General features: G+C 50.7%; 38 protein-coding genes. 34 read left to right on the forward strand and 4 right to left on the reverse strand.

All coding sequences use genetic code 11. The annotated features are described in order from the left end of the window. Positions 1-106 precede the first annotated feature (106 nt). Positions 107-301, forward strand: coding sequence for a bacterioferritin-associated ferredoxin (gene bfd / locus OK409_RS16060; protein ID WP_010671585.1), 195 nt, complete (start codon positions 107-109; stop codon positions 299-301). 100 nt (positions 302-401) lie between these two features. After that, positions 402-875, forward strand: a complete 474-nt coding sequence (bfr, locus tag OK409_RS16065) for a bacterioferritin (protein ID WP_010253012.1) — start codon at positions 402-404, stop codon at positions 873-875. Here the strand turns inward: bfr and OK409_RS16070 are convergent. Further along, positions 862-1,635, reverse strand: a complete 774-nt coding sequence (locus tag OK409_RS16070) for a prepilin peptidase (RefSeq protein WP_264367225.1) — start codon at positions 1,633-1,635, stop codon at positions 862-864. The genes bfr and OK409_RS16070 overlap by 14 nt on opposite strands. A gap of 393 nt (positions 1,636-2,028) precedes the next feature. Between OK409_RS16070 and rpsJ the strand changes: the two genes are divergently transcribed. The 32 genes from rpsJ to OK409_RS16230 all read left to right on the forward strand — a co-directional run bounded on the left by rpsJ (position 2,029) and on the right by OK409_RS16230 (position 18,721). After that, positions 2,029-2,340, forward strand: coding sequence for a 30S ribosomal protein S10 (gene rpsJ / locus OK409_RS16075; RefSeq protein WP_001181005.1), 312 nt, complete (start codon positions 2,029-2,031; stop codon positions 2,338-2,340). 32 nt (positions 2,341-2,372) lie between these two features. Then, positions 2,373-3,002 (forward strand): 50S ribosomal protein L3, encoded by a 630-nt coding sequence (rplC, locus tag OK409_RS16080; RefSeq protein WP_003850712.1) that lies wholly within the window; start codon positions 2,373-2,375, stop codon positions 3,000-3,002. Positions 3,003-3,012: 10 nt separating this feature from the next. Then, positions 3,013-3,618, forward strand: a complete 606-nt coding sequence (gene rplD / locus OK409_RS16085) for a 50S ribosomal protein L4 (RefSeq protein WP_003850711.1) — start codon at positions 3,013-3,015, stop codon at positions 3,616-3,618. Then, complete coding sequence (gene rplW / locus OK409_RS16090) at positions 3,615-3,917, forward strand: 50S ribosomal protein L23 (protein WP_003850708.1); 303 nt, start codon at positions 3,615-3,617, stop codon at positions 3,915-3,917. The genes rplD and rplW overlap by 4 nt, the downstream gene beginning before the upstream one ends. Before the next feature lie 17 nt (positions 3,918-3,934). Then, positions 3,935-4,756 carry a 50S ribosomal protein L2 gene (gene rplB, locus OK409_RS16095; RefSeq protein WP_008927137.1) on the forward strand — a complete coding sequence of 274 codons (822 nt, stop codon included), beginning with the start codon at positions 3,935-3,937 and terminating at the stop codon, positions 4,754-4,756. A 16-nt stretch (positions 4,757-4,772) separates the two neighbouring features. Beyond that, the gene (rpsS, locus tag OK409_RS16100; RefSeq protein WP_001138115.1) at positions 4,773-5,051 is read left to right on the forward strand and encodes a 30S ribosomal protein S19; all 279 of its coding nucleotides are present in this window, start codon (positions 4,773-4,775) and stop codon (positions 5,049-5,051) included. Between the two features lie 13 nt (positions 5,052-5,064). Continuing rightward, positions 5,065-5,397, forward strand: a complete 333-nt coding sequence (gene rplV, locus OK409_RS16105) for a 50S ribosomal protein L22 (protein ID WP_008927136.1) — start codon at positions 5,065-5,067, stop codon at positions 5,395-5,397. 17 nt (positions 5,398-5,414) lie between these two features. Then, positions 5,415-6,113, forward strand: a complete 699-nt coding sequence (gene rpsC / locus OK409_RS16110; protein WP_009087585.1) for a 30S ribosomal protein S3 — start codon at positions 5,415-5,417, stop codon at positions 6,111-6,113. Between the two features lie 12 nt (positions 6,114-6,125). Continuing rightward, the gene (rplP, locus tag OK409_RS16115; protein WP_008927134.1) at positions 6,126-6,536 is read left to right on the forward strand and encodes a 50S ribosomal protein L16; all 411 of its coding nucleotides are present in this window, start codon (positions 6,126-6,128) and stop codon (positions 6,534-6,536) included. Further along, on the forward strand, positions 6,536-6,727 hold the full coding sequence (gene rpmC / locus OK409_RS16120) for a 50S ribosomal protein L29 (protein WP_003850146.1): 192 nt from the start codon (positions 6,536-6,538) through the stop codon (positions 6,725-6,727). Before rplP ends, rpmC begins: the two co-directional genes overlap by 1 nt. Beyond that, complete coding sequence (gene rpsQ, locus OK409_RS16125) at positions 6,727-6,981, forward strand: 30S ribosomal protein S17 (protein WP_003850147.1); 255 nt, start codon at positions 6,727-6,729, stop codon at positions 6,979-6,981. The genes rpmC and rpsQ overlap by 1 nt, the downstream gene beginning before the upstream one ends. A 358-nt stretch (positions 6,982-7,339) precedes the next feature. Then, positions 7,340-8,692: an 8-oxoguanine deaminase gene (locus OK409_RS16130; RefSeq protein ID WP_052272165.1), complete on the forward strand. Its 1,353-nt coding sequence runs from the start codon at positions 7,340-7,342 to the stop codon at positions 8,690-8,692. Between the two features lie 248 nt (positions 8,693-8,940). Next, positions 8,941-9,312, forward strand: coding sequence for a 50S ribosomal protein L14 (gene rplN / locus OK409_RS16135; RefSeq protein WP_006120590.1), 372 nt, complete (start codon positions 8,941-8,943; stop codon positions 9,310-9,312). 10 nt (positions 9,313-9,322) lie between these two features. Continuing rightward, positions 9,323-9,637, forward strand: coding sequence for a 50S ribosomal protein L24 (rplX, locus tag OK409_RS16140; protein WP_003850150.1), 315 nt, complete (start codon positions 9,323-9,325; stop codon positions 9,635-9,637). A gap of 14 nt (positions 9,638-9,651) precedes the next feature. Further along, positions 9,652-10,191, forward strand: a complete 540-nt coding sequence (gene rplE / locus OK409_RS16145) for a 50S ribosomal protein L5 (protein ID WP_003850155.1) — start codon at positions 9,652-9,654, stop codon at positions 10,189-10,191. A 14-nt stretch (positions 10,192-10,205) separates the two neighbouring features. Next, complete coding sequence (gene rpsN / locus OK409_RS16150; protein WP_008927132.1) at positions 10,206-10,511, forward strand: 30S ribosomal protein S14; 306 nt, start codon at positions 10,206-10,208, stop codon at positions 10,509-10,511. A gap of 32 nt (positions 10,512-10,543) precedes the next feature. Next, positions 10,544-10,936, forward strand: a complete 393-nt coding sequence (gene rpsH, locus OK409_RS16155) for a 30S ribosomal protein S8 (RefSeq protein ID WP_003850158.1) — start codon at positions 10,544-10,546, stop codon at positions 10,934-10,936. 13 nt (positions 10,937-10,949) lie between these two features. Then, positions 10,950-11,483 (forward strand): 50S ribosomal protein L6, encoded by a 534-nt coding sequence (rplF, locus tag OK409_RS16160; protein ID WP_003850161.1) that lies wholly within the window; start codon positions 10,950-10,952, stop codon positions 11,481-11,483. A gap of 9 nt (positions 11,484-11,492) precedes the next feature. Beyond that, a complete protein-coding gene (rplR, locus tag OK409_RS16165; protein ID WP_003850163.1) occupies positions 11,493-11,846 on the forward strand; it encodes a 50S ribosomal protein L18 in 354 nt (117 codons plus the stop codon). A 14-nt stretch (positions 11,847-11,860) separates the two neighbouring features. Continuing rightward, entirely contained in the window at positions 11,861-12,361 is a 501-nt protein-coding gene (gene rpsE / locus OK409_RS16170) for a 30S ribosomal protein S5 (protein ID WP_003850164.1), read from the forward strand. Positions 12,362-12,366: 5 nt separating this feature from the next. Then, the gene (gene rpmD / locus OK409_RS16175; protein WP_003850166.1) at positions 12,367-12,546 is read left to right on the forward strand and encodes a 50S ribosomal protein L30; all 180 of its coding nucleotides are present in this window, start codon (positions 12,367-12,369) and stop codon (positions 12,544-12,546) included. 3 nt (positions 12,547-12,549) lie between these two features. After that, positions 12,550-12,984, forward strand: a complete 435-nt coding sequence (rplO, locus tag OK409_RS16180; protein WP_003850168.1) for a 50S ribosomal protein L15 — start codon at positions 12,550-12,552, stop codon at positions 12,982-12,984. Between the two features lie 7 nt (positions 12,985-12,991). Then, on the forward strand, positions 12,992-14,323 hold the full coding sequence (gene secY, locus OK409_RS16185) for a preprotein translocase subunit SecY (RefSeq protein WP_003850175.1): 1,332 nt from the start codon (positions 12,992-12,994) through the stop codon (positions 14,321-14,323). Positions 14,324-14,355: 32 nt separating this feature from the next. Then, positions 14,356-14,472 (forward strand): 50S ribosomal protein L36, encoded by a 117-nt coding sequence (gene rpmJ / locus OK409_RS16190; RefSeq protein ID WP_010252805.1) that lies wholly within the window; start codon positions 14,356-14,358, stop codon positions 14,470-14,472. 146 nt (positions 14,473-14,618) lie between these two features. Beyond that, the gene (rpsM, locus tag OK409_RS16195; RefSeq protein ID WP_003850176.1) at positions 14,619-14,975 is read left to right on the forward strand and encodes a 30S ribosomal protein S13; all 357 of its coding nucleotides are present in this window, start codon (positions 14,619-14,621) and stop codon (positions 14,973-14,975) included. 16 nt (positions 14,976-14,991) lie between these two features. Continuing rightward, entirely contained in the window at positions 14,992-15,381 is a 390-nt protein-coding gene (gene rpsK, locus OK409_RS16200) for a 30S ribosomal protein S11 (protein WP_004160563.1), read from the forward strand. A 33-nt stretch (positions 15,382-15,414) separates the two neighbouring features. Next, positions 15,415-16,035, forward strand: coding sequence for a 30S ribosomal protein S4 (rpsD, locus tag OK409_RS16205; protein ID WP_008927131.1), 621 nt, complete (start codon positions 15,415-15,417; stop codon positions 16,033-16,035). A gap of 25 nt (positions 16,036-16,060) precedes the next feature. Then, positions 16,061-17,050, forward strand: a complete 990-nt coding sequence (locus OK409_RS16210) for a DNA-directed RNA polymerase subunit alpha (protein ID WP_003850179.1) — start codon at positions 16,061-16,063, stop codon at positions 17,048-17,050. A 40-nt stretch (positions 17,051-17,090) separates the two neighbouring features. After that, complete coding sequence (gene rplQ / locus OK409_RS16215; protein WP_003850180.1) at positions 17,091-17,477, forward strand: 50S ribosomal protein L17; 387 nt, start codon at positions 17,091-17,093, stop codon at positions 17,475-17,477. Positions 17,478-17,573: 96 nt separating this feature from the next. Continuing rightward, complete coding sequence (locus OK409_RS16220) at positions 17,574-17,945, forward strand: DUF1992 domain-containing protein (protein WP_264353466.1); 372 nt, start codon at positions 17,574-17,576, stop codon at positions 17,943-17,945. Then, positions 17,946-18,362, forward strand: coding sequence for a Zn(2+)-responsive transcriptional regulator (zntR, locus tag OK409_RS16225; protein WP_010252765.1), 417 nt, complete (start codon positions 17,946-17,948; stop codon positions 18,360-18,362). It begins immediately after the preceding gene. A gap of 59 nt (positions 18,363-18,421) precedes the next feature. Continuing rightward, positions 18,422-18,721: an alternative ribosome-rescue factor A gene (locus tag OK409_RS16230; RefSeq protein ID WP_263055263.1), complete on the forward strand. Its 300-nt coding sequence runs from the start codon at positions 18,422-18,424 to the stop codon at positions 18,719-18,721. On the opposite strand, the gene mscL is transcribed toward OK409_RS16230, so the two are convergent. The 3 genes from mscL to rsmB form a co-directional block, all read right to left on the reverse strand. Then, the gene (gene mscL, locus OK409_RS16235; RefSeq protein WP_022625142.1) at positions 18,656-19,066 is read right to left on the reverse strand and encodes a large-conductance mechanosensitive channel protein MscL; all 411 of its coding nucleotides are present in this window, start codon (positions 19,064-19,066) and stop codon (positions 18,656-18,658) included. The genes OK409_RS16230 and mscL overlap by 66 nt on opposite strands. Positions 19,067-19,190: 124 nt before the next feature. After that, on the reverse strand, positions 19,191-20,567 hold the full coding sequence (trkA, locus tag OK409_RS16240; RefSeq protein WP_010252756.1) for a Trk system potassium transporter TrkA: 1,377 nt from the start codon (positions 20,565-20,567) through the stop codon (positions 19,191-19,193). A gap of 18 nt (positions 20,568-20,585) precedes the next feature. Then, positions 20,586-21,887 carry a 16S rRNA (cytosine(967)-C(5))-methyltransferase RsmB gene (gene rsmB, locus OK409_RS16245; RefSeq protein ID WP_264367226.1) on the reverse strand — a complete coding sequence of 434 codons (1,302 nt, stop codon included), beginning with the start codon at positions 21,885-21,887 and terminating at the stop codon, positions 20,586-20,588. Between the last annotated feature and the right edge of the window lie 7 nt (positions 21,888-21,894).

Raw genomic sequence — 21,894 nt, forward strand, 5'->3', positions numbered from 1 at the left:
CTTTTTTTTTGCTCTGAAAACGCCATAACCCTGCAAAGGGTGGGTTTGAAATAAAAACTATTCGCATTTACACTGTGTACAGAAAATGTACCCGAGTGATGAATCAATGTACGTCTGCCTGTGTAATGCCATCAGTGATAAAACCCTTCGTGAAGTCGTACGTCGCTATCAGCCCAAATCTATTCAGCAACTGCGCCAGCTTGTGCCGGTCGGCAAGCAATGCGGCAAATGTATTCGTGCTGCGCGTGAAATTATGGATGAAGAGATGCAGCATGCACCACTCTACAAAGAGATAGCCTGACCGACGATCGGTGCGTGAATACCCACAATATCTGTCGCGTTTTTTTGACTTCTTTTTAACCGCATCTACGCTCTAATAAACCAGACGCGGAGGGTTAACAATGAAGGGCGATATCAAAGTTATCAGTCATCTCAACAAACTGCTTGGAAATGAACTGGTTGCTATCAATCAGTACTTTCTTCATGCGCGCATGTTCAAAAACTGGGGTCTGACGCGCCTCAATGATGTGGAATACCATGAATCAATCGATGAGATGAAACATGCCGATAAATATATTGAGCGTATTCTTTTCCTTGAAGGGATCCCAAATCTTCAGGATCTGGGACGGCTCCGTATCGGTGAAGATGTTGAAGAGATGCTGAGTTCAGACCTGAATCTGGAGCTGGAGGGCGCGAAAGACCTACGTGAAGCTATCTCCTATGCTGACAAAGTGCATGACTATGTCAGCCGTGACATGATGATTGAAATCCTGGCTGATGAGGAACATCACATCGACTGGATTGAGACGGAACTTGAGTTAATCCAGAAGATGGGCATCCAGAACTATCTGCAGGCTCAAATCAAACAAGAGTGAATCGGGTCTGCAGTACTATCGCTACCCAGCCCGCAATGGCCAGGAAAGGGCCAAACGGCAGCGGGCTGTCCCCCTGAATAAAACCCCGCAATTGCAGCATCACGATCGACGTCAGCGCCATAACGGTGGCACCCAACGCAATCCAGGGTAATGCCTGCCAGCCACAGCAGGCACCTAACGCTGCGAAGAGCTTGATATCGCCATAACCTAATCCCTCGTACCCCCGCATCTGCCGATAGCTCCAGGCGAGCAGCCACAACGCACAGTAGCCCGCCACAACACCCCATATCGCCGTTGTTTCGGTTCCGGACAGCGTGGCATGAAGTAATCCGGACCAGAGCAGCAGATAATTGAGCGGATCAGGTATACAGAAGTGGCGGCGATCGATGGCAGCCACGAGCAGCAAGAGGCCGGAGGCCGTAATAATAAAAATAGCCTCCGCAGAGTGGTCAAAACTCTGCAGCACCAGCAGGCACAGAAGGGCAAACAGCCATTCAATGACAACGCTTTCTGCGCCGAACGCGCGATGACAGAAGCGACACCGTCCTTTTAAGCCAGGCCAGCTTATTAACGGCAGCGCATCTCGCCACAGCAGGCGCTGCTGGCAATGATTACAGTGCGAACCCGGAAAGCAGAGTAGGGCAAACCATTTAGCGGGTGATAGGGCGGGGGTGAAGCGCTGGCTGGTCAGCGAAAGAAAGCTTCCCAGTGCACCTCCGCCTGCGAGTGCAGCAATGTGAGTTATCAGAGTGGGCGACATGATTATGCTCCGGACGAAAGGTTAGATGCACTCTCGAGGGCAACGGGTTCTGTGTCACCTATGAATGAAGAAGGGCGGAAACAGAGTCACAACTGAATAACTGATTTATCAGCGATACGGCAGTGCAATGCGACGCACGCTTCACGAACCGGCCACAATTTAATGGGTAAAACCTCAACACGGGTTGCTTCCTGAACAGATTTACGTATAATGCGCGGGCCTGCAGATATTGCAGGCGCGATTCGAGCAGAATCGCAGACGGCTGAAATTTAGGCCGCCTGACAATACTCCCAATTGGGGAGTTATATGCTGAACGATTACACTCTCCCATCAATCGTAATGGGCTCGAGTAGTAATTTTTTTCGTCTATAAAAAGTTTGGAGCTCTGGTCTCATGCAGAACCAAAGAATCCGTATCCGTCTTAAAGCGTTTGATCATCGTCTGATCGATCAATCAACCGCGGAAATCGTTGAGACCGCCAAGCGCACTGGTGCGCAGGTTCGTGGTCCAATCCCGCTGCCAACCCGCAAAGAGCGTTTTACTGTTCTGATCTCTCCGCACGTTAACAAAGATGCGCGTGATCAGTACGAAATCCGCACTCACAAGCGTCTGGTAGACATCGTTGAGCCAACTGAAAAAACCGTTGATGCTCTGATGCGTCTGGATCTGGCTGCCGGTGTTGACGTGCAGATCAGCCTGGGTTAATCAGGTCATCGAGCGATTGAGAGGTTGAAACAATGATTGGTTTAGTCGGTAAAAAAGTGGGCATGACCCGCATCTTCACTGAAGATGGCGTTTCTATCCCCGTCACCGTAATCGAAGTTGAAGCGAACCGCGTTACTCAGGTCAAAGGCCTGGAAAACGATGGTTACCAGGCAATTCAGGTTACCACCGGTGCTAAAAAAGCAAACCGTGTGACCAAACCTGAAGCTGGTCATTTTGCTAAAGCTGGCGTTGAAGCTGGCCGTGGCCTGTGGGAATTCCGCACCGCTGAAGGTGAAGAATACTCTGTAGGTCAGAGCATCAGCGTTGAGATTTTCGCTGAAGTTAAGAAAGTTGACGTAACCGGTACCTCTAAAGGTAAAGGTTTCGCCGGTACCGTTAAGCGCTGGAACTTCCGTACCCAGGACGCTACTCACGGTAACTCCTTGTCTCACCGCGTTCCGGGTTCTATCGGTCAGAACCAGACTCCGGGCAAAGTGTTCAAAGGCAAGAAAATGGCAGGTCAGCTGGGTAATGAGCGCGTAACCGTTCAGAGTCTGGACGTAGTACGTGTTGACGCTGAGCGCAACCTGCTGCTGGTTAAAGGTGCAGTTCCCGGTGCTACCGGTAGCGACCTGATCGTTAAACCAGCTGTGAAGGCGTAAGGGGATAGCAATGGAATTAGTATTGAAAGACGCGCAGAGCGCGCTGACTGTTTCCGAAACTACCTTCGGTCGTGATTTCAACGAAGCGCTGGTTCACCAGGTTGTTGTTGCTTACGCATCTGGCGCCCGCCAGGGTACTCGCGCGCAGAAAACTCGCGCCGAAGTAACCGGTTCAGGCAAAAAGCCATGGCGTCAAAAAGGCACCGGCCGTGCGCGTGCAGGTTCTGTAAAGAGCCCAATCTGGCGTTCAGGTGGTGTGACCTTTGCTGCGAAGCCGCAGGACCACAGTCAAAAAGTTAACAAAAAGATGTACCGCGGCGCGCTGAAAAGCATCCTGTCCGAACTGGTACGTCAAGATCGTCTGATCGTTGTCGAATCATTTGCTGTAGAAGCACCGAAAACCAAGCTGCTGGTACAGAAACTGAAAGACATGGCTCTGGAAGACGTGCTGATCATCACCGGTGAACTGGATGAGAATCTGTTCCTGGCTGCGCGCAACCTGTACAAGGTTGACGTACGTGATGCATCCGGTATCGACCCAGTTAGCCTGATCGCCTTCGACAAAGTCGTTATGACTGCTGATGCAGTTAAGCAAGTTGAGGAGATGCTGGCATGATCCGTGAAGAACGTCTGCTGAAAGTACTGCGCGCGCCGCACGTATCTGAAAAAGCATCTAGCGCGATGGAAAAAACCAATACCATCGTTCTCAAAGTTGCTAATGACGCGACCAAAGCAGAGATCGTTGCTGCTGTTGAGAAACTGTTCGAAGTAGAAGTTAAAGACGTAAACACCCTGGTAGTTAAGGGCAAAGTTAAGCGTCAAGGACAGCGTATCGGTCGTCGTAGCGACTGGAAAAAAGCTTACGTCACCCTGAAAGAAGGCCAGAATCTGGACTTCGCTGGCGGCGCTGAGTAAGTCGGAGGAGAAAGACAATGGCAGTTGTTAAATGTAAACCGACATCTCCGGGTCGTCGCCATGTAGTTAAAGTGGTAAACGCGGAGCTGCACAAGGGCAAACCATTTGCCCCGCTGGTAGAAAAAAACAGCAAATCCGGTGGCCGTAACAACAATGGTCGTATCACTACCCGTCATATCGGTGGTGGTCACAAGCAGGCTTATCGTATTGTTGACTTCAAACGCAACAAAGACGGTATCCCGGCAGTTGTTGAACGTCTTGAGTACGATCCGAACCGCTCTGCGAACATCGCACTGGTTCTGTACAAAGACGGCGAGCGCCGTTACATCCTGGCCCCTAAAGGCCTGAAAGCCGGCGACCAGATCCAATCTGGCGTTGATGCTGCGATTAAAGCAGGTAACACTCTGCCGATGCGTAACATCCCGGTGGGTTCAACCGTGCATAACGTAGAAATGAAACCAGGCAAAGGCGGTCAGATTGCTCGCTCAGCCGGTGCTTACGTGCAGATCGTTGCGCGTGAAGGTTCTTACGTTACCCTGCGTCTGCGTTCAGGTGAAATGCGTAAAGTCGAGTCTGACTGCCGCGCAACACTGGGCGAAGTCGGCAACGCTGAGCATATGCTGCGCGTTCTGGGTAAAGCTGGTGCAGCCCGTTGGCGTGGTGTTCGTCCTACCGTTCGTGGTACCGCGATGAACCCAGTTGATCACCCGCACGGTGGTGGTGAAGGTCGTAACTTTGGTAAGCACCCGGTAACTCCGTGGGGCGTTCAGACCAAAGGTAAGAAGACCCGTAGCAACAAGCGTACCGATAAGTTTATCGTACGTCGCCGTAGCAAATAATATTAGAGGATAAGCCATGCCACGTTCTCTCAAGAAAGGTCCTTTTATTGACCTGCACTTGCTGAAGAAGGTAGAGAAAGCGGTGGAAAGCGGTGACAAGAAGCCTTTGCGCACTTGGTCCCGTCGTTCAACGATCTTTCCTAACATGATCGGTTTGACCATCGCTGTCCATAATGGTCGTCAGCACGTTCCTGTCTTTGTTTCCGACGAAATGGTTGGTCACAAACTGGGTGAATTCGCGCCGACACGTACTTATCGCGGTCACGCGGCTGATAAAAAAGCCAAGAAGAAATAAGTAGGAGGAAGAGATGGAAACTTTAGCTCAACATCGCCACGCTCGTTCTTCTGCTCAGAAGGTTCGCCTTGTTGCTGACCTGATTCGCGGTAAGAAAGTGTCGCAGGCACTGGACATTTTGACCTACACCAATAAGAAAGCGGCTGTACTGGTCAAAAAAGTTCTGGAATCTGCCATTGCTAACGCCGAACACAACGATGGCGCTGATATCGACGATCTGAAAATCACGAAAATTTTCGTTGATGAAGGTCCGACCATGAAACGCATTATGCCGCGTGCCAAAGGTCGTGCAGATCGCATCCTGAAGCGCACCAGCCACATTACTGTGGTTGTGTCCGATCGCTGAGACTCTGGAGACTAGCAATGGGTCAGAAAGTACATCCTAATGGTATTCGCCTGGGTATTGTAAAACCATGGAACTCTACCTGGTTTGCGAACACCAAAGAATTCGCTGACAACCTGGACAGCGATTTTAAAGTACGTCAGTTTTTGACTAAAGAACTGGCTAAAGCATCTGTCTCTCGTATCGTTATCGAGCGTCCAGCGAAGAGCATCCGTGTGACTATTCACACCGCTCGTCCGGGCATCGTTATCGGTAAGAAAGGCGAAGATGTAGAAAAACTGCGCACGGTCGTCGCGAATATCGCTGGCGTTCCTGCACAGATTAATATCGCCGAAGTCCGCAAGCCGGAACTGGACGCGAAACTGGTAGCTGACAGCATCACTTCACAGCTGGAGCGTCGTGTGATGTTCCGTCGTGCTATGAAGCGTGCAGTTCAGAACGCCATGCGTCTTGGCGCGAAGGGTATTAAAGTCGAAGTTAGCGGCCGTCTGGGTGGCGCCGAGATCGCACGTACCGAATGGTATCGTGAAGGTCGCGTGCCATTGCACACACTGCGTGCTGACATTGACTACAACACCTCTGAAGCGCACACCACTTATGGTGTAATCGGCGTTAAGGTATGGATCTTCAAAGGTGAGATCCTGGGTGGTATGGCTGCTGTTGAACAACCGGAACCGGCTGCTCAACCTAAAAAGCAGCAGCGTAAAGGCCGTAAGTAAGGAGAGTCGCTGATGTTACAACCAAAGCGTACGAAATTCCGTAAAGTGCACAAAGGCCGTAACCGCGGTCTGGCTGCGGGTACGGATGTCAGCTTCGGTACTTTCGGTCTGAAAGCTGTTGGCCGTGGTCGTCTGACTGCTCGTCAGATCGAAGCAGCACGTCGTGCTATGACCCGTGCAGTTAAGCGTCAAGGTAAGATCTGGATCCGAGTATTCCCGGACAAACCGATCACCGAGAAGCCGCTGGAAGTGCGTATGGGTAAAGGTAAGGGTAACGTAGAGTATTGGGTTGCCCTGATCCAGCCTGGTAAAGTCCTGTATGAAATGGACGGCGTACCAGAAGAGCTGGCCCGTGAAGCATTCAAGCTGGCAGCAGCAAAACTGCCTATCAAAACCACCTTTGTAACTAAGACGGTGATGTAATGAAAGCAACTGAGCTGCGTGAAAAAAGCGTTGAAGAGCTGAACACTGAGCTGCTTAATCTGCTGCGTGAGCAATTTAACCTGCGCATGCAGGCAGCATCTGGCCAACTGCAGCAGACTCATCTGCTGAAACAGGTTCGCCGTGATGTTGCACGCGTTAAGACTTTACTGACTGAGAAGGCGGGTTCGTAATGACCGATAAAATCCGTACTCTGCAGGGTCGTGTAGTAAGTGACAAAATGCAGAAATCTGCAGTTGTTGCTATCGAACGTTTCGTGAAACACCCGATCTACGGCAAATTCATTAAACGTACGACCAAGCTGCACATCCATGACGAGAACAATGAATGTGGAATTGGTGACGTGGTAGAAATCCGCGAATGCCGTCCACTGTCCAAGACTAAATCCTGGACCCTGGTTCGCGTAATCGAGAAAGCTGTTCTGTAATAAGAATCGTTTTTTCTGAGGAAACCCTCTGCTTCGGCAGGGGGTTTTTTTTTGCCTGCGATTCGGGCTTGATCCATTTGTGCCCGTGGCAATACGGATTTGATGGTGCTCACAAATTCAGGGATTTGCAGGGATTAAGCTGCCTCTCTTCAGGCGAGGTGGCCTGAAAACGCCAGGCTATAAACGCCGGGGTTATCATAACTGTACAAGGAAATGTGCCGTGAAAATGGAGAGTCATGACCGCTTACGCCGGTCACTGTTAAAATTGCCACTGTTAGCTGCGTTACCTGCGATTAGCTCTGCCAAAAGCTTGCCGCTATTATCGGGTAACACACAACCACTACCCACAGGCAATAGCATGGAACGAACTCTGTTACTGAAGAATGCTGAATGTGTGGTCTGCATGGATGCTGACCGTCGGGAAATAGGTAACGCCTCTATTCTGATAAAAGGAAATAAGATCGTTGCAGTCGGGGAAGCACGCTCGTTACCTGATAGCGCGGATGAGATCATCGATCTGCGAGGACACATTGTCATCCCTGGCCTGATCAATACGCATCACCACATGTATCAGAGCCTGACCCGCGCTATTCCTGCAGTGCAAAACGGCGAGCTCTTTAACTGGCTGACCCACCTCTATCCACTGTGGCAGAATCTGACGCCTGAGATGATTCATATCTCAACACAGATCTCCATGGCCGAGTTAATGCTCTCCGGCTGCACCACCACCAGTGACCATCTCTACGTCTACCCGAATGGCTGTAAGCTTGACGACAGTATTGAGGCTGCAGCCTTAATGGGCATGCGTTTCCATGCGAGCCGGGGCAGCATGAGCGTCGGTAAGTCCCTGGGTGGCTTACCACCCGATGCACTGGTAGAGGATGAAGCCGCCATTCTTAAAGATACGCAGCGTGTGATTGAGCGCTACCATGATGACAGCCACGGTTCGATGTTACGCATCGTGGTTGCGCCATGTTCGCCGTTTTCAGTCAGCCGTGAGCTGATGAAGCAATCCGCAGCGATGGCACGCAGCTTCAATGTCTCTATGCATACCCATCTGGCGGAGAACGACAGCGATATCCGTTATAGCCGTGAAAAATTCAATATGACGCCAGCACAGTATGTTGAAGACCTCGGCTGGGTAGGACCGGATGTCTGGCATGCACACTGCGTCAAACTGGATCAGCATGGCATAGAACTCTTTGCACGTACCGGTACCGGCGTCGCGCATTGTCCCTGCTCGAACATGCGTCTCGGTTCCGGTATTGCGCCGATACGCCATATGTGTGATGCCGGCGTACACGTGGGTATGGGTGTGGATGGCTCAGCCTCCAATGACAGCTCAGACATGATGGCCGAGGTTCGTCAGGCGATGCTGCTGCAACGCGTTGGCTTCGGCCCGAATGCGATGACGGCACGTCAGGCACTGGAACTGGCGACGCTGGGTGGAGCAAAGGTGCTAAACCGCGATGATGTGGGCACCATTGCGCCGGGCATGATGGCCGATCTGGCCATTTTTGACCTGAATCGAATTGGACTTGCCGGGGCAGGGCACGATCCTGTCGCCGCCCTGGTGTTCTGTAATCCGGGACAGGTTGCCTATAGCATCATTAACGGAAAAGTCCGGATACGGGACGGACAAGTGGCCGGAATTGAACTGCCAGCCGTGTTGCGTCAGCATAACCAACTGGCCAGGAAACTGGCTGGTTGAGTCAGAAGGGCACTTTATTTGGGAGGCGACGAAAAATAAGGCAGATTACATTTGCTACTGTTCGCACTATTCCCTAGAATACGCCCTCCCTGTCATCAGGGGAAATCAGCGGCTCGATTGAGAGCCGTTTATTTTTTCTACCCATCTGTGAGAACCGGTGTTACAATGCCGCGCCCTCAATTATGGGGCTTTCTAACGACCTGAGGTTTAGGTCCCGAAGTAGTAGTTGACATTAGCGGAGCACTAAAATGATCCAAGAACAGACTATGCTGAACGTCGCCGACAACTCCGGTGCACGTCGCGTAATGTGTATCAAGGTTCTGGGTGGCTCGCACCGTCGCTACGCAGGCGTCGGTGACATCATCAAAGTTACCATCAAGGAAGCAATTCCGCGTGGTAAAGTCAAAAAAGGTGATGTCCTGAAGGCGGTAGTGGTGCGCACCAGGAAGGGTGTTCGTCGCCCGGACGGTTCTGTCATTCGCTTCGATGGTAATGCATGCGTTATTCTGAACAATAACAGTGAGCAGCCTATCGGTACGCGTATTTTTGGGCCGGTAACTCGTGAACTTCGTACTGAAAAGTTCATGAAAATTATCTCTCTGGCACCAGAAGTACTCTAAGGAGCGAACAATGGCAGCTAAAATCCGTCGTAACGACGAAGTTATCGTGTTAACCGGTAAAGATAAAGGTAAGCGCGGTAAAGTTAAGAATGTCCTGTCTTCTGGTAAGGTCATCGTTGAAGGTATCAACCTGGTGAAGAAACATCAGAAGCCGGTTCCGGCTCTGAACCAACCAGGTGGCATCGTTGAAAAAGAAGCTGCTATTCAGGTTTCTAACGTTGCACTGTTCAACGCGGCAACTGGTAAGGCTGACCGTGTAGGCTTTAGATTCGAAGACGGCAAAAAAGTCCGTTTCTTCAAGTCTAACAGCGAAACTATCAAGTAATTTGGAGTAGTACGATGGCGAAACTGCATGATTACTACAAAGACGAAGTAGTCCAGAAACTCATGACAGAGTTTGGCTACAATTCTGTCATGCAAGTCCCTCGGGTCGAGAAGATCACCCTGAACATGGGTGTTGGTGAAGCGATCGCTGACAAGAAACTGCTGGATAACGCAGCAGCTGACCTGGCAGCAATCTCCGGTCAAAAACCGCTGGTCACCAAAGCACGCAAATCAGTTGCAGGCTTCAAAATCCGTCAGGGCTATCCGATCGGCTGTAAAGTAACTCTGCGTGGCGAGCGCATGTGGGAGTTCTTTGAGCGTCTGGTCACCATTGCTGTTCCACGTATCCGTGACTTCCGTGGCTTGTCCGCTAAGTCATTCGATGGTCGTGGCAACTACAGCATGGGTGTACGTGAGCAGATCATCTTCCCAGAAATCGACTACGACAAAGTCGATCGCGTTCGTGGTTTGGATATCACCATTACCACTACTGCGAAATCTGATGATGAAGGCCGTGCTCTGCTGGCTGCCTTTGACTTCCCGTTCCGTAAGTAAGGTAGGGTTACTTAATGGCTAAGCAATCTATGAAAGCACGCGAAGTTAAGCGTGCAAAATTAGCAGACAAATTCTTCGCTAAACGCGCTGAACTGAAAGCGATCATCTCTGATGTGAACGCTTCCGACGAAGATCGTTGGGATGCTGTTCTGAAGCTGCAGAGTCTGCCGCGTGATTCCAGCCCTTCGCGTCAGCGTAACCGCTGCCGTCAAACAGGTCGTCCGCACGGTTTCCTGCGGAAGTTTGGGTTGAGCCGTATCAAGGTCCGCGAAGCCGCCATGCGCGGTGAAATCCCGGGCCTGAAAAAGGCTAGCTGGTAATTGTCACCAATTGAATCACGGGAGTAACACAGATGAGCATGCAAGATCCGATCGCGGATATGCTGACCCGTATCCGTAACGGTCAGGCCGCAAACAAAGTTGCGGTCACCATGCCTTCCTCCAAGCTGAAATTGGCAATTGCCAACGTTCTGAAGGAAGAAGGATATATTGAAGATTTCAAAATCGAAGGCGACATCAAGCTGGAACTGGAACTTACTCTCAAGTATTTCCAGGGCAAAGCTGTTGTAGAAAGCATTCAGCGAGTAAGCCGTCCTGGTCTGCGCATCTATAAGAAAAAAGATGAGCTGCCAAAGGTAATGGCTGGTATGGGCATCGCTGTAGTTTCTACATCTAAAGGTGTCATGACTGATCGTGCAGCGCGCCAGGCAGGTCTTGGTGGCGAAATTATCTGCTACGTAGCGTAATCGGAGGATACATATGTCTCGTGTTGCTAAAGCACCTGTCGTTGTTCCTGCCGGCGTAGAGGTAAAACTCAACGGTCAGGTAATTTCGATTAAAGGTAAAAACGGCGAGCTGACTCGTACTATCAATGATGCTGTTGAAGTTAAGCATGCTGACAACGCTCTGACTTTCGCTCCGCGCGAAGGTTTCGTTGACGGCTGGGCGCAGGCGGGTACTTCTCGCGCGCTGCTGAACGCAATGGTAATCGGTGTTACCGAAGGCTTCACTAAGAAGCTGCAGCTGGTTGGTGTAGGTTATCGTGCAGCCGTTAAAGGCGACGTGGTTAACCTGTCTCTGGGCTTTTCTCATCCAGTCGATCACCAGCTGCCCGCGGGTATCACTGCAGAATGTCCAACTCAGACTGAGATCGTGCTGAAAGGCGCTGATAAACAGCTGATTGGTCAGGTTGCAGCGGACTTGCGCGCCTACCGTCGTCCTGAGCCTTATAAAGGCAAGGGTGTCCGTTACGCCGACGAAGTCGTGCGTACCAAAGAGGCTAAGAAGAAGTAAGGTAACACTATGGATAAGAAATCTGCTCGTATCCGTCGTGCGACCCGTGCACGTCGCAAGCTCAAAGAGCTGGGTGCTACTCGCCTGGTGGTACATCGTACCCCGCGTCATATTTACGCACAGGTAATCGCCCCGAACGGTTCCGAAGTTCTGGTCGCTGCTTCTACTGTAGAAAAAGCTATCACTGAACAACTGAAGTATACCGGTAATAAAGAAGCCGCAGCTGCAGTAGGTAAAGCTATCGCAGAACGCGCAATCGAAAAAGGCATCACTGGTGTTTCTTTCGACCGTTCCGGTTTCCAATATCATGGTCGCGTCCAGGCACTGGCAGATGCTGCCCGTGAAGCTGGCCTTCAGTTCTAAGGTAGAGGTCTAAGATGGCACACATCGAGAAACAAGCTGGCGAACTGCAGGAAAAACTGATCGCGGTAAACCGTGTTTCTAAAACTGTTAAAGGTGGTCGTATCTTCTCCTTCACAGCACTGACTGTGGTAGGCGATGGTAATGGTCGCGTAGGTTTTGGTTACGGTAAAGCGCGTGAAGTTCCAGCAGCGATCCAGAAAGCGATGGAGAAAGCCCGTCGCAACATGGTTAACGTCGCGCTGACCAACGGCACCCTGCAGCACCCAGTTAAAGGTGCACACACGGGTTCCCGCGTGTTCATGCAGCCGGCTTCAGAAGGTACCGGTATTATTGCCGGTGGTGCAATGCGCGCCGTTCTGGAAGTCGCTGGAGTTCATAACGTACTGGCAAAAGCCTATGGTTCTACTAACCCGATTAACGTGGTTCGTGCAACTATCGACGGCCTGGGCAATATGAAATCTCCGGAAATGGTCGCTGCTAAGCGTGGTAAATCCGTTGAAGAAATTCTGGGGTAATCACGATGGCTAAGACTATTAAAATCACTCAAACCCGTAGTTCAATCGGCCGCTTGCCTAAGCATAAAGCCACTCTGGTTGGCCTGGGTCTGCGTCGTATTGGCCACACCGTTGAGCGTGAAGACACGCCTGCAGTACGCGGTATGGTTAACGCGGTTTCCTATATGGTTAAAGTGGAGGAGTAAGAGATGCGTTTAAATACTCTGTCTCCGGCCGAAGGGTCTAAGCACGCTACCAAGCGTCTGGGTCGTGGTATCGGTTCTGGCCTCGGAAAAACCGGTGGTCGTGGTCACAAAGGTCAGAACTCACGTTCTGGCGGTGGCGTACGTCGCGGTTTCGAAGGTGGTCAGATGCCTCTGTACCGTCGTCTGCCGAAGTTCGGTTTCACCTCTCGCAAAGCAATGATCACCACAGAGATTCGTCTGTCTGATCTGGCGAAAGTTGAAGGCGGTATCGTCGACCTGAACGCGCTGAAAGCAGCCAACATTGTCGGTGTTCAGATTGAATTCGTTAAAGTAATTCTGTCTGGTGAAGTTTCTACACCGGTAACGGTTCGCGGTCTGCGTGTCACCAAAGGTGCACGTGCTGCAATCGAAGCTGCTGGCGGTAAAATCGAGGAATAAGTAGCAGATGGCTAAACAACCGGGATTAGATTTTCAAAGTGCCAAGGGTGGCTTTGGTGAGCTGAAACGCAGACTGCTGTTTGTAATCGGCGCACTCATTGTCTTCCGTATTGGCTCTTTTATTCCAATCCCTGGTATTGATGCCACTGTACTTGCCAAACTGCTTGAGCAACAGCGTGGCACCATCATTGAAATGTTTAACATGTTCTCTGGTGGTGCTCTGAGCCGTGCTTCTATTTTCGCACTGGGCATCATGCCGTATATTTCGGCATCGATTATCATCCAGTTATTAACGGTGGTTCATCCAGCGTTAGCGGAAATTAAGAAAGAAGGGGAGGCTGGCCGTCGTAAGATTAGCCAGTACACCCGATACGGTACGTTGGTATTGGCCATATTTCAGTCGATCGGTATTGCTACCGGTCTGCCGAATATGCCAGGGATGCAAGGCCTGGTAATGAATCCAGGCTTTGCTTTCTACTTTACCGCTGTTGTGAGTCTGGTCTCAGGAACGATGTTCCTGATGTGGCTGGGCGAACAGATTACTGAACGTGGTATCGGTAACGGTATTTCGATCATTATCTTCGCAGGTATCGTTGCGGGTCTCCCGCCGGCCATTGGCCATACCATCGAGCAAGCGCGGCAAGGCGACCTGCACTTCCTTCTGTTGCTGTTGGTTGCAGTACTCGTATTCGCAGTGACCTTCTTTGTTATCTTTGTTGAACGTGGTCAACGCCGCATTGTGGTGAACTACGCAAAACGTCAGCAGGGTCGTCGCGTTTACGCTGCACAGAGCACACATTTACCGTTGAAAGTGAACATGGCAGGCGTCATTCCAGCCATTTTTGCTTCCAGCATTATTCTGTTCCCGGCAACGATTGCATCGTGGTTTGGGGGCGGTACCGGTTGGAACTGGCTGACAACAATTTCGCTGTATTTGCAGCCAGGACAGCCGCTTTATGTGCTACTCTATGCGACTGCAATCATCTTCTTCTGTTTCTTCTATACGGCGTTGGTTTTCAACCCACGTGAAACAGCAGATAACCTGAAGAAGTCTGGTGCATTCGTACCGGGAATTCGTCCGGGAGAGCAAACGGCGAAGTATATTGATAAAGTAATGACGCGATTGACCTTAATCGGCGCTCTCTACATTACGTTTATCTGCCTTATCCCGGAGTTCATGCGTGATGCGATGAAGGTTCCCTTCTACTTTGGCGGTACTTCACTGCTTATCGTAGTTGTCGTCATCATGGACTTTATGGCTCAAGTGCAAACTCTGATGATGTCAAGTCAGTACGAGTCGGCACTGAAGAAAGCTAACCTGAAAGGCTACGGCCGTTAATTCAGTTGGTTGAGAAGTTACGGAGAGTAAAAATGAAAGTTCGTGCTTCCGTCAAGAGATTATGTCGTAACTGCAAAATCATTCGTCGCGACGGTGTCGTCCGTGTGATCTGCAGCGCCGAGCCAAAGCATAAACAGCGCCAAGGCTGATTTTGTCACATATTTTTCTTGCAAAGTCGGGTTGAGCTGGCTAGATTAGCCAGCCAATCTTTTGTATGTCAGTGCGTTTCCATTTGAGTATCCTGAAAACGGGCTTTTCAGCATGGGACGTGCTTGTTTAATTATAGGAGTGCATAGTGGCCCGTATAGCAGGCATTAACATTCCTGATCAAAAACATACCGTTATCGCATTAACTTCGATCTTCGGTATCGGTAAAACTCGTTCTAAAGCCATCTGCGCTTCAACGGGTATTGCTGAAAATGTTAAGATCAGTGAGCTGTCTGAAGAACAAATTGATCAGCTGCGTGATGCAGTTGCGAAATTCGTTGTAGAAGGTGATCTGCGCCGTGAAATCACCCTGAGCATCAAGCGTCTTATGGACCTTGGTTGCTACCGTGGTTTGCGCCATCGTCGTGGTCTTCCGGTTCGCGGTCAGCGTACTAAGACCAACGCACGTACCCGTAAGGGTCCGCGTAAACCGATCAAGAAATAATCGGGGTGAGTAAATAATGGCAAAGGCACCAGTTCGTGCACGTAAGCGTGTAAGAAAACAAGTCTCAGATGGCGTGGCTCATGTCCATGCTTCTTTTAACAACACCATCGTTACCATTACTGATCGTCAGGGTAACGCACTGGGTTGGGCAACCGCCGGTGGTTCCGGTTTCCGCGGTTCACGTAAATCCACTCCGTTTGCTGCTCAGGTCGCTGCAGAGCGCTGTGCAGAAGCGGTAAAAGATTACGGAATTAAGAACCTGGAAGTTATGGTAAAGGGTCCGGGTCCAGGTCGCGAATCTACGATTCGTGCTTTGAACGCCGCTGGTTTCCGCATCACTAATATTACTGATGTGACTCCGATCCCTCATAACGGTTGTCGTCCGCCGAAAAAACGTCGCGTATAACGCCCGTTTTTTTAGGATAGTTGGAGAAAGAAAATGGCAAGATATTTGGGTCCTAAGCTCAAGCTGAGCCGTCGTGAGGGCACTGACTTATTCCTTAAGTCTGGCGTTCGCGCGATTGATTCCAAGTGTAAGATTGAACAAGCCCCTGGTCAGCATGGTGCGCGTAAACCGCGTCTGTCTGATTACGGCGGTCAGTTACGTGAAAAGCAAAAAGTTCGTCGTATCTACGGCGTGCTGGAGCGTCAGTTCCGTAACTATTATAAAGAAGCAGCTCGTCTGAAAGGCAACACCGGTGAAAACCTGTTGGCTCTGCTGGAAGGTCGTCTGGACAACGTAGTTTATCGTATGGGCTTTGGTGCCACTCGTGCAGAAGCACGTCAGCTGGTTAGCCATAAGTCTGTTCTGGTAAATGGCCGCGTTGTTAACATCGCTTCTTATCAGGTATCTCCGAATGATGTCGTTAGCATCCGTGAGAAAGCCAAAAAGCAATCTCGCGTGAAGGCCGCTCTGGAGCTGGCTGAGCAGCGTGAAAAGCCAACCTGGCTGGAAGTTGATGCGACTAAGATGGAAGGTGTGTTCAAGCGTATTCCTGAACGTACTGATCTGTCTGCGGACATTAACGAACACCTGATCGTCGAGCTTTACTCCAAGTAAGGCTTAGTACCAAAGAGAGGACACAATGCAGGGTTCTGTGACAGAGTTTCTAAAACCGCGCCTGGTAGATATCGAGCAAGTGAGTTCGACGCACGCCAAGGTGACCCTTGAGCCTTTAGAGCGTGGCTTTGGCCATACTCTTGGTAACGCACTGCGCCGTATTCTGCTTTCATCCATGCCGGGTTGCGCGGTGACCGAGGTTGAAATTGATGGTGTACTTCATGAGTACAGCACCAAAGAGGGAGTACAGGAAGATATCCTGGAAATCCTGCTCAACCTGAAAGGGCTGGCGGTAAGAGTTCAGGGGAAAGATGAAGTTATTCTGACCTTGAATAAATCTGGCATTGGCCCTGTGACTGCAGCCGACATTACCCATGATGGTGATGTCGAAATCGTCAAGCCTCAGCATGTCATTTGCCATCTGACCGATGAGAACGCTGCTATCAGCATGCGTATCAAAGTTCAGCGTGGTCGTGGCTATGTGCCGGCTTCTGCCCGAATTCATTCGGAAGAAGATGAGCGCCCAATCGGCCGCCTGTTAGTTGACGCTTGCTACAGCCCTGTAGACCGTATCGCCTACAATGTTGAAGCAGCGCGTGTAGAGCAGCGCACCGACCTGGACAAGCTGGTCATCGAAATGGAAACCAACGGCACAATCGATCCTGAAGAGGCGATTCGTCGTGCGGCAACCATTCTGGCAGAACAACTTGAAGCTTTCGTTGACTTACGTGATGTACGTCAGCCGGAAGTTAAAGAAGAGAAACCAGAATTCGATCCGATCCTGCTGCGCCCTGTTGACGATCTGGAATTGACTGTCCGCTCTGCTAACTGCCTTAAGGCAGAAGCTATCCACTACATCGGTGATCTGGTACAGCGTACCGAGGTTGAGCTGCTTAAAACGCCTAACCTTGGTAAAAAATCTCTTACCGAGATTAAAGATGTGCTGGCTTCGCGTGGTCTTTCTCTGGGCATGCGCCTCGAGAACTGGCCGCCAGCAAGCATTGCTGATGAATAATCAGATCACAGGTTAAGGTTTCACTGAGAAGGATAAGGTCATGCGCCATCGTAAGAGTGGTCGTCAACTGAACCGCAACAGCAGCCATCGTCAGGCTATGTTCCGCAACATGGCCGGTTCTCTGGTTCGTCATGAGATCATCAAAACGACTCTGCCGAAAGCCAAAGAACTGCGTCGCGTAGTTGAGCCGCTGATTACTCTTGCCAAGACCGACAGCGTAGCTAATCGTCGTCTGGCATTCGCCCGTACTCGTGATAACGAGATCGTGGCAAAACTGTTTAATGAGCTGGGCCCGCGTTTCGCGAGCCGTGCCGGTGGTTACACTCGTATTCTGAAGTGTGGCTTCCGTGCTGGTGACAACGCTCCGATGGCTTACATCGAGCTGGTTGATCGTCCAGAAGCTCAAGCAGAAGCAGCCGCAGAGTAATCTGTAGCAACGTAAAAAACCCGCTTCGGCGGGTTTTTTATTGCCTGAAATTTACTACCTTAGAACTTACTCTTTTCATGTTCAAAGGAGCCAACTATGTGGCTGGTTGATGAACTTGCTGAACAGCATATCAAAGCGGCGCTGGAAAAAGGCGAGCTAAGTAATCTTCCCGGCTCCGGTAAGCCGCTGCAGCTGGATGATGACAGTCATGTTCCGCCTGAGTTAAGAGCGGGCTACCGGTTACTGAAGAATGCGGGCTTTCTGCCGCCAGAGCTTGAGCTCAGACGGGAAGCCATGGAAGTTAACGATCTTATTCGCAACCTCGATCCTGCGGATCAACACTATCAGGATCATTGCCATCGGCTTCAGGTGCTGGAGCTAAGATTACGCCAGGCGGGTATCAGTACCGATTTTCTTCATGGTAGTTATTCCACTGCTATTCAGCATCGTTTCCGCGAGGAGGAGTAAATGTTTCGCATCGGTCAGTTAGCTAAGCTTGCGGAGGTGACGCCAGACACTATCCGTTTTTATGAAAAGCAGCAGATGATGGATCATGATGGTCGGACGGAAGGTGGTTTTCGCCTTTACAGCGAGGGCGATCTTCAGCGTCTGAAATTTATTCGCTATGGCCGTAAACTGGGTTTCAGTCTGGAAGCGATCAGAGAGCTACTTTCGATACGGGTTGATCCTGCGCATCACACCTGTCAGGAATCAAAAGCGATCGTTGAAAAACGGCTGAGTGAAGTTGCTCAGATGATCGCAGAGTTAGAAACGATGCAGCGTTCCCTGCGACACCTTTCCGATGCCTGTTGTGGTGACAGTCACAGTAGCATTTCGTGCTCAATTCTTGAGGCGCTGGAGCGGGGAGAGGCTTCGAGCAAATAAGCATATTGTTATTTTGCTGCAAAGGAATAGAGTATCAGACCATCTCAACAGGAGGCGTCATGAGTAAATATCAGCACACCAAAGGGCAAATCCGCGATAACGCGATTCAGGCTCTGTTACACGACCCACTATTTCGGCAACGCATAGAGCAGAAGCAAAAGGGTAAAGGTAGTTTCAAGCGGAAAGAGAAACATGGCAAGGGGACTGGATGGGAGGGCAGTGATAAGAAAGCGTCTTATCACTGCCCTTCTGCTTTTACGGTTAAAAAAACCGCCTGTGCGGCGGCTTATTTACTAGACCCGGGTATTCTGCTGTTTCAGCAGATCGCGGATTTCAGTCAGCAGAACTTCTTCGTTTGACGGTTTAGCAACTGGCTTCTCTACTTCCTTTTTCTTGTACAGACGATTCATTAACTTGATCGCCATAAAGATTGCGAAAGCGATGATGACAAAATCGAAGATGGTCTGAAGGAAGATACCGTACTGCATTACAACGGCTGGAGCATCACCAACTGCAGGCTTAAGTACCCAGGCGAATGATTTAAAATCGACACCACCAATCAGTAAGCCTAAAGGCGGCATAATGATGTTGGCGACTAACGATGAAACAATTTTACCGAATGCAGCACCGATGATGACACCGACGGCTAAATCCATCACATTGCCGCGCATTGCGAAATCGCGAAACTCTTTGATTAAACTCATACTTATCTCCTTGCCCAAGCCAATGCCATAAAGTCTAACAAACCCTACTGGTTTTGCCATCAACACAGCGAATTAAGCGGCAGTTTTGCGTTCCTTGTGTTCTGTTCGCCTGTAAACGCGGCATTTACAGGAAAAATGGACTCGGCTGGAAGAGACGTTCCACATCTGATACAAACTTCTTGTCGGTCAGGAACATGATGACATGATCACCTTGTTCAATTCGCAGGTTATCATTGGCAATCATCACATCGTCTCCACGAACCACTGCGCCAATAATGGTGCCTGGCGGTAGTTTGATATCATCAATGGAGCGGCCGACCACGCGTGAAGTTGATTCGTCTCCGTGCGCTATCGCTTCGATCGCTTCTGCAATACCGCGTCGTAGCGATGAAACGCCCACGATATCCGCTTTGCGCACATGACCAAGCAGGGCAGAAATCGTGGCCTGCTGAGGTGAAATAGCGATATCGATAACGCTGCCTTGTACCAGATCGACGTAGGCGCGGCGCTGAATCAGCACCATAACCTTCTTCGCCCCCATCTTTTTTGCCAGCATGGCTGACATAATATTGGCTTCATCATCATTGGTGACGGCGATAAAGAGATCAACCTGATCAACATGTTCTTCAGCGAGAAGTTCCTGATCTGACGCATCGCCATAAAAGACGACTGTGTCGTGAAGATGCTCTGCCAGTTCTGCTGCGCGCTGGGGGTTACGTTCAATCAGCTTCACGCTGTAATTTTTCTCAAGTTTTTGTGCCAGACCGAAACCGATATTACCGCCACCTACCAGCATAATCCGTTTATAAGGTTTCTCCAGCCGCTGCATTTCACTCATTACCGCACGAATGTTCTGACTGGCTGCAATGAAAAAGACTTCATCACCCGCTTCTACGATGGTTGAACCCTGCGGGCGAATGGGGCGATCCTGACGAAATATAGCGGCTACGCGGGTATCAATGTGTGGCATATGCTCACGCATGATCGACAGCGGATTTCCTACCAGTGGCCCGCCATAATAAGCTTTCACCACGGCGAGGCTGACTTTGCCTTCAGCAAAGTTGACGACCTGCAATGCGCCAGGGTACTGGATTAAACGATAGATATTGTCGATCACCAGCTGTTCAGGCGAGATCAGGTGATCGATAGGCACCGCTTCAGGAATAAATAACTTGTCCGCATCACGCAGATAGTCGGCTGCGCGAATACGGGCGATGCGATTCGGCGTATTGAAAAGCGAATAAGCAATCTGACAGGCAATCATGTTGGTTTCATCGGAGTTGGTTACGGCAACCAGCATGTCGGCATCTTCTGCACCCGCCTCACGTAAAATGCGTGGATGAGAACCATGACCCTGCACGACGCGAAGATCGAACTTATCCTGCAGGTGACGCAGGCGTGAAGAGTCGGTATCAACCACCGTGATATCGTTGTTTTCACCCACCAGATTTTCTGCCAGGGTTCCGCCAACCTGTCCTGCGCCCAGAATGATTATTTTCATCGCTTATCAATACTCATTTCAGTTTGTACCCGATTTTTTTATCAGCTTAGCGTAGAAGAAACCATCTCCGCCCTCGGCTTCCGGGAATACCTGTAAGCCGTTCGCGGGCGCATCTCTGAGGGGCTCTGCCTGCGCATCATGCTGGCGCTGCAGGAAAGCATCTATCTGCTGATGATTCTCTTCAGGCAGGATGGAACAGGTGGCATAAATCAGTGTACCGCCAGGTTTCAGGTGCGGCCAGATAGCATCAAGAATTTCACCCTGAAGCTTTGCCAGCTCGGCGATATCCCGATCGCGACGCAGCCACTTAATATCAGGATGGCGTCGGATCACACCGGTAGCAGAGCAGGGCGCATCCAGCAGAATACGGTCAAACTGACGATCGCCGCACCACTGTTGCGGCGTTCGTCCATCACCCTGTTTCACGTCTGCTTTCATACCCAGTCGTTGCAGATTCTCATTTACGCGTTTAAGACGCTGCGCATCCACGTCGACGGCCATAACTTCGGCCTGAGGCGCGATTTCAAGGATATGGGTCGTTTTACCGCCGGGCGCAGCGCATAAATCCAGAATCTGTTCGCCGTTTTGGGGCTCAAGCAGCAAGGCACAGCGCTGGGCAGATAAATCCTGCACGGTGACCCAACCCTGCTCAAAGCCTGGTAGCTGGCTGACCGGGGCAGGGGCGTCAAGCCGCAGCGCATCCGGCACATCGACAGCAGGCTGTGCATTCCTGCCGCTTTCGGCCAGCATTGCCAGCCACGTGTCACGATCGTGGTGCTGGCGATTAACCCGCAGCCACATCGGCGGACGCAGATTATTTGCTTCGACAATCTGTTGCCATTGTTCCGGCCAGGCATGCTGTAAACGCTTTAGCAGCCATCCGGGATGCAGATAGCGTTGCGGGCCATCCTGAACAGTGGCGAGCAGCTCTTCCCGCTGACGCTGAAACTGGCGTAATACGCCATTTAATAAGCCTTTCATACTGGTGCGCTTCAGTACTTCGGCGCCCGCGACGGTTTCTGCCAGTGCGGCATGGGCAGGCACACGGGTATATTCCAGCTGATAAAGCCCGACCATGATCAGATAGTGCAGAACCCGCTGTTTGCCGGTAAGTGGACGCTCCATCAGTTTGCCAATCAGCGCTTCCAGCTGCGGTAATGTGCGCAATACGCCAAAACAGATCTCCTGCACTAATGCGCTATCTTTGTCAGAGAGCTTTTTCTGGGCGGCTGGCAGTGCCGTATTCAGGGATTCGCCCTTGTCGACCACACGCTCAATAAGTTGAGCCGAGAGGCTACGCAGGTTGATAGATTTAGTCATAGGGTTT

This window comes from Pantoea sp. RG18 (assembly GCF_025910075.1).
Classification (GTDB): domain Bacteria; phylum Pseudomonadota; class Gammaproteobacteria; order Enterobacterales; family Enterobacteriaceae; genus Pantoea; species Pantoea agglomerans.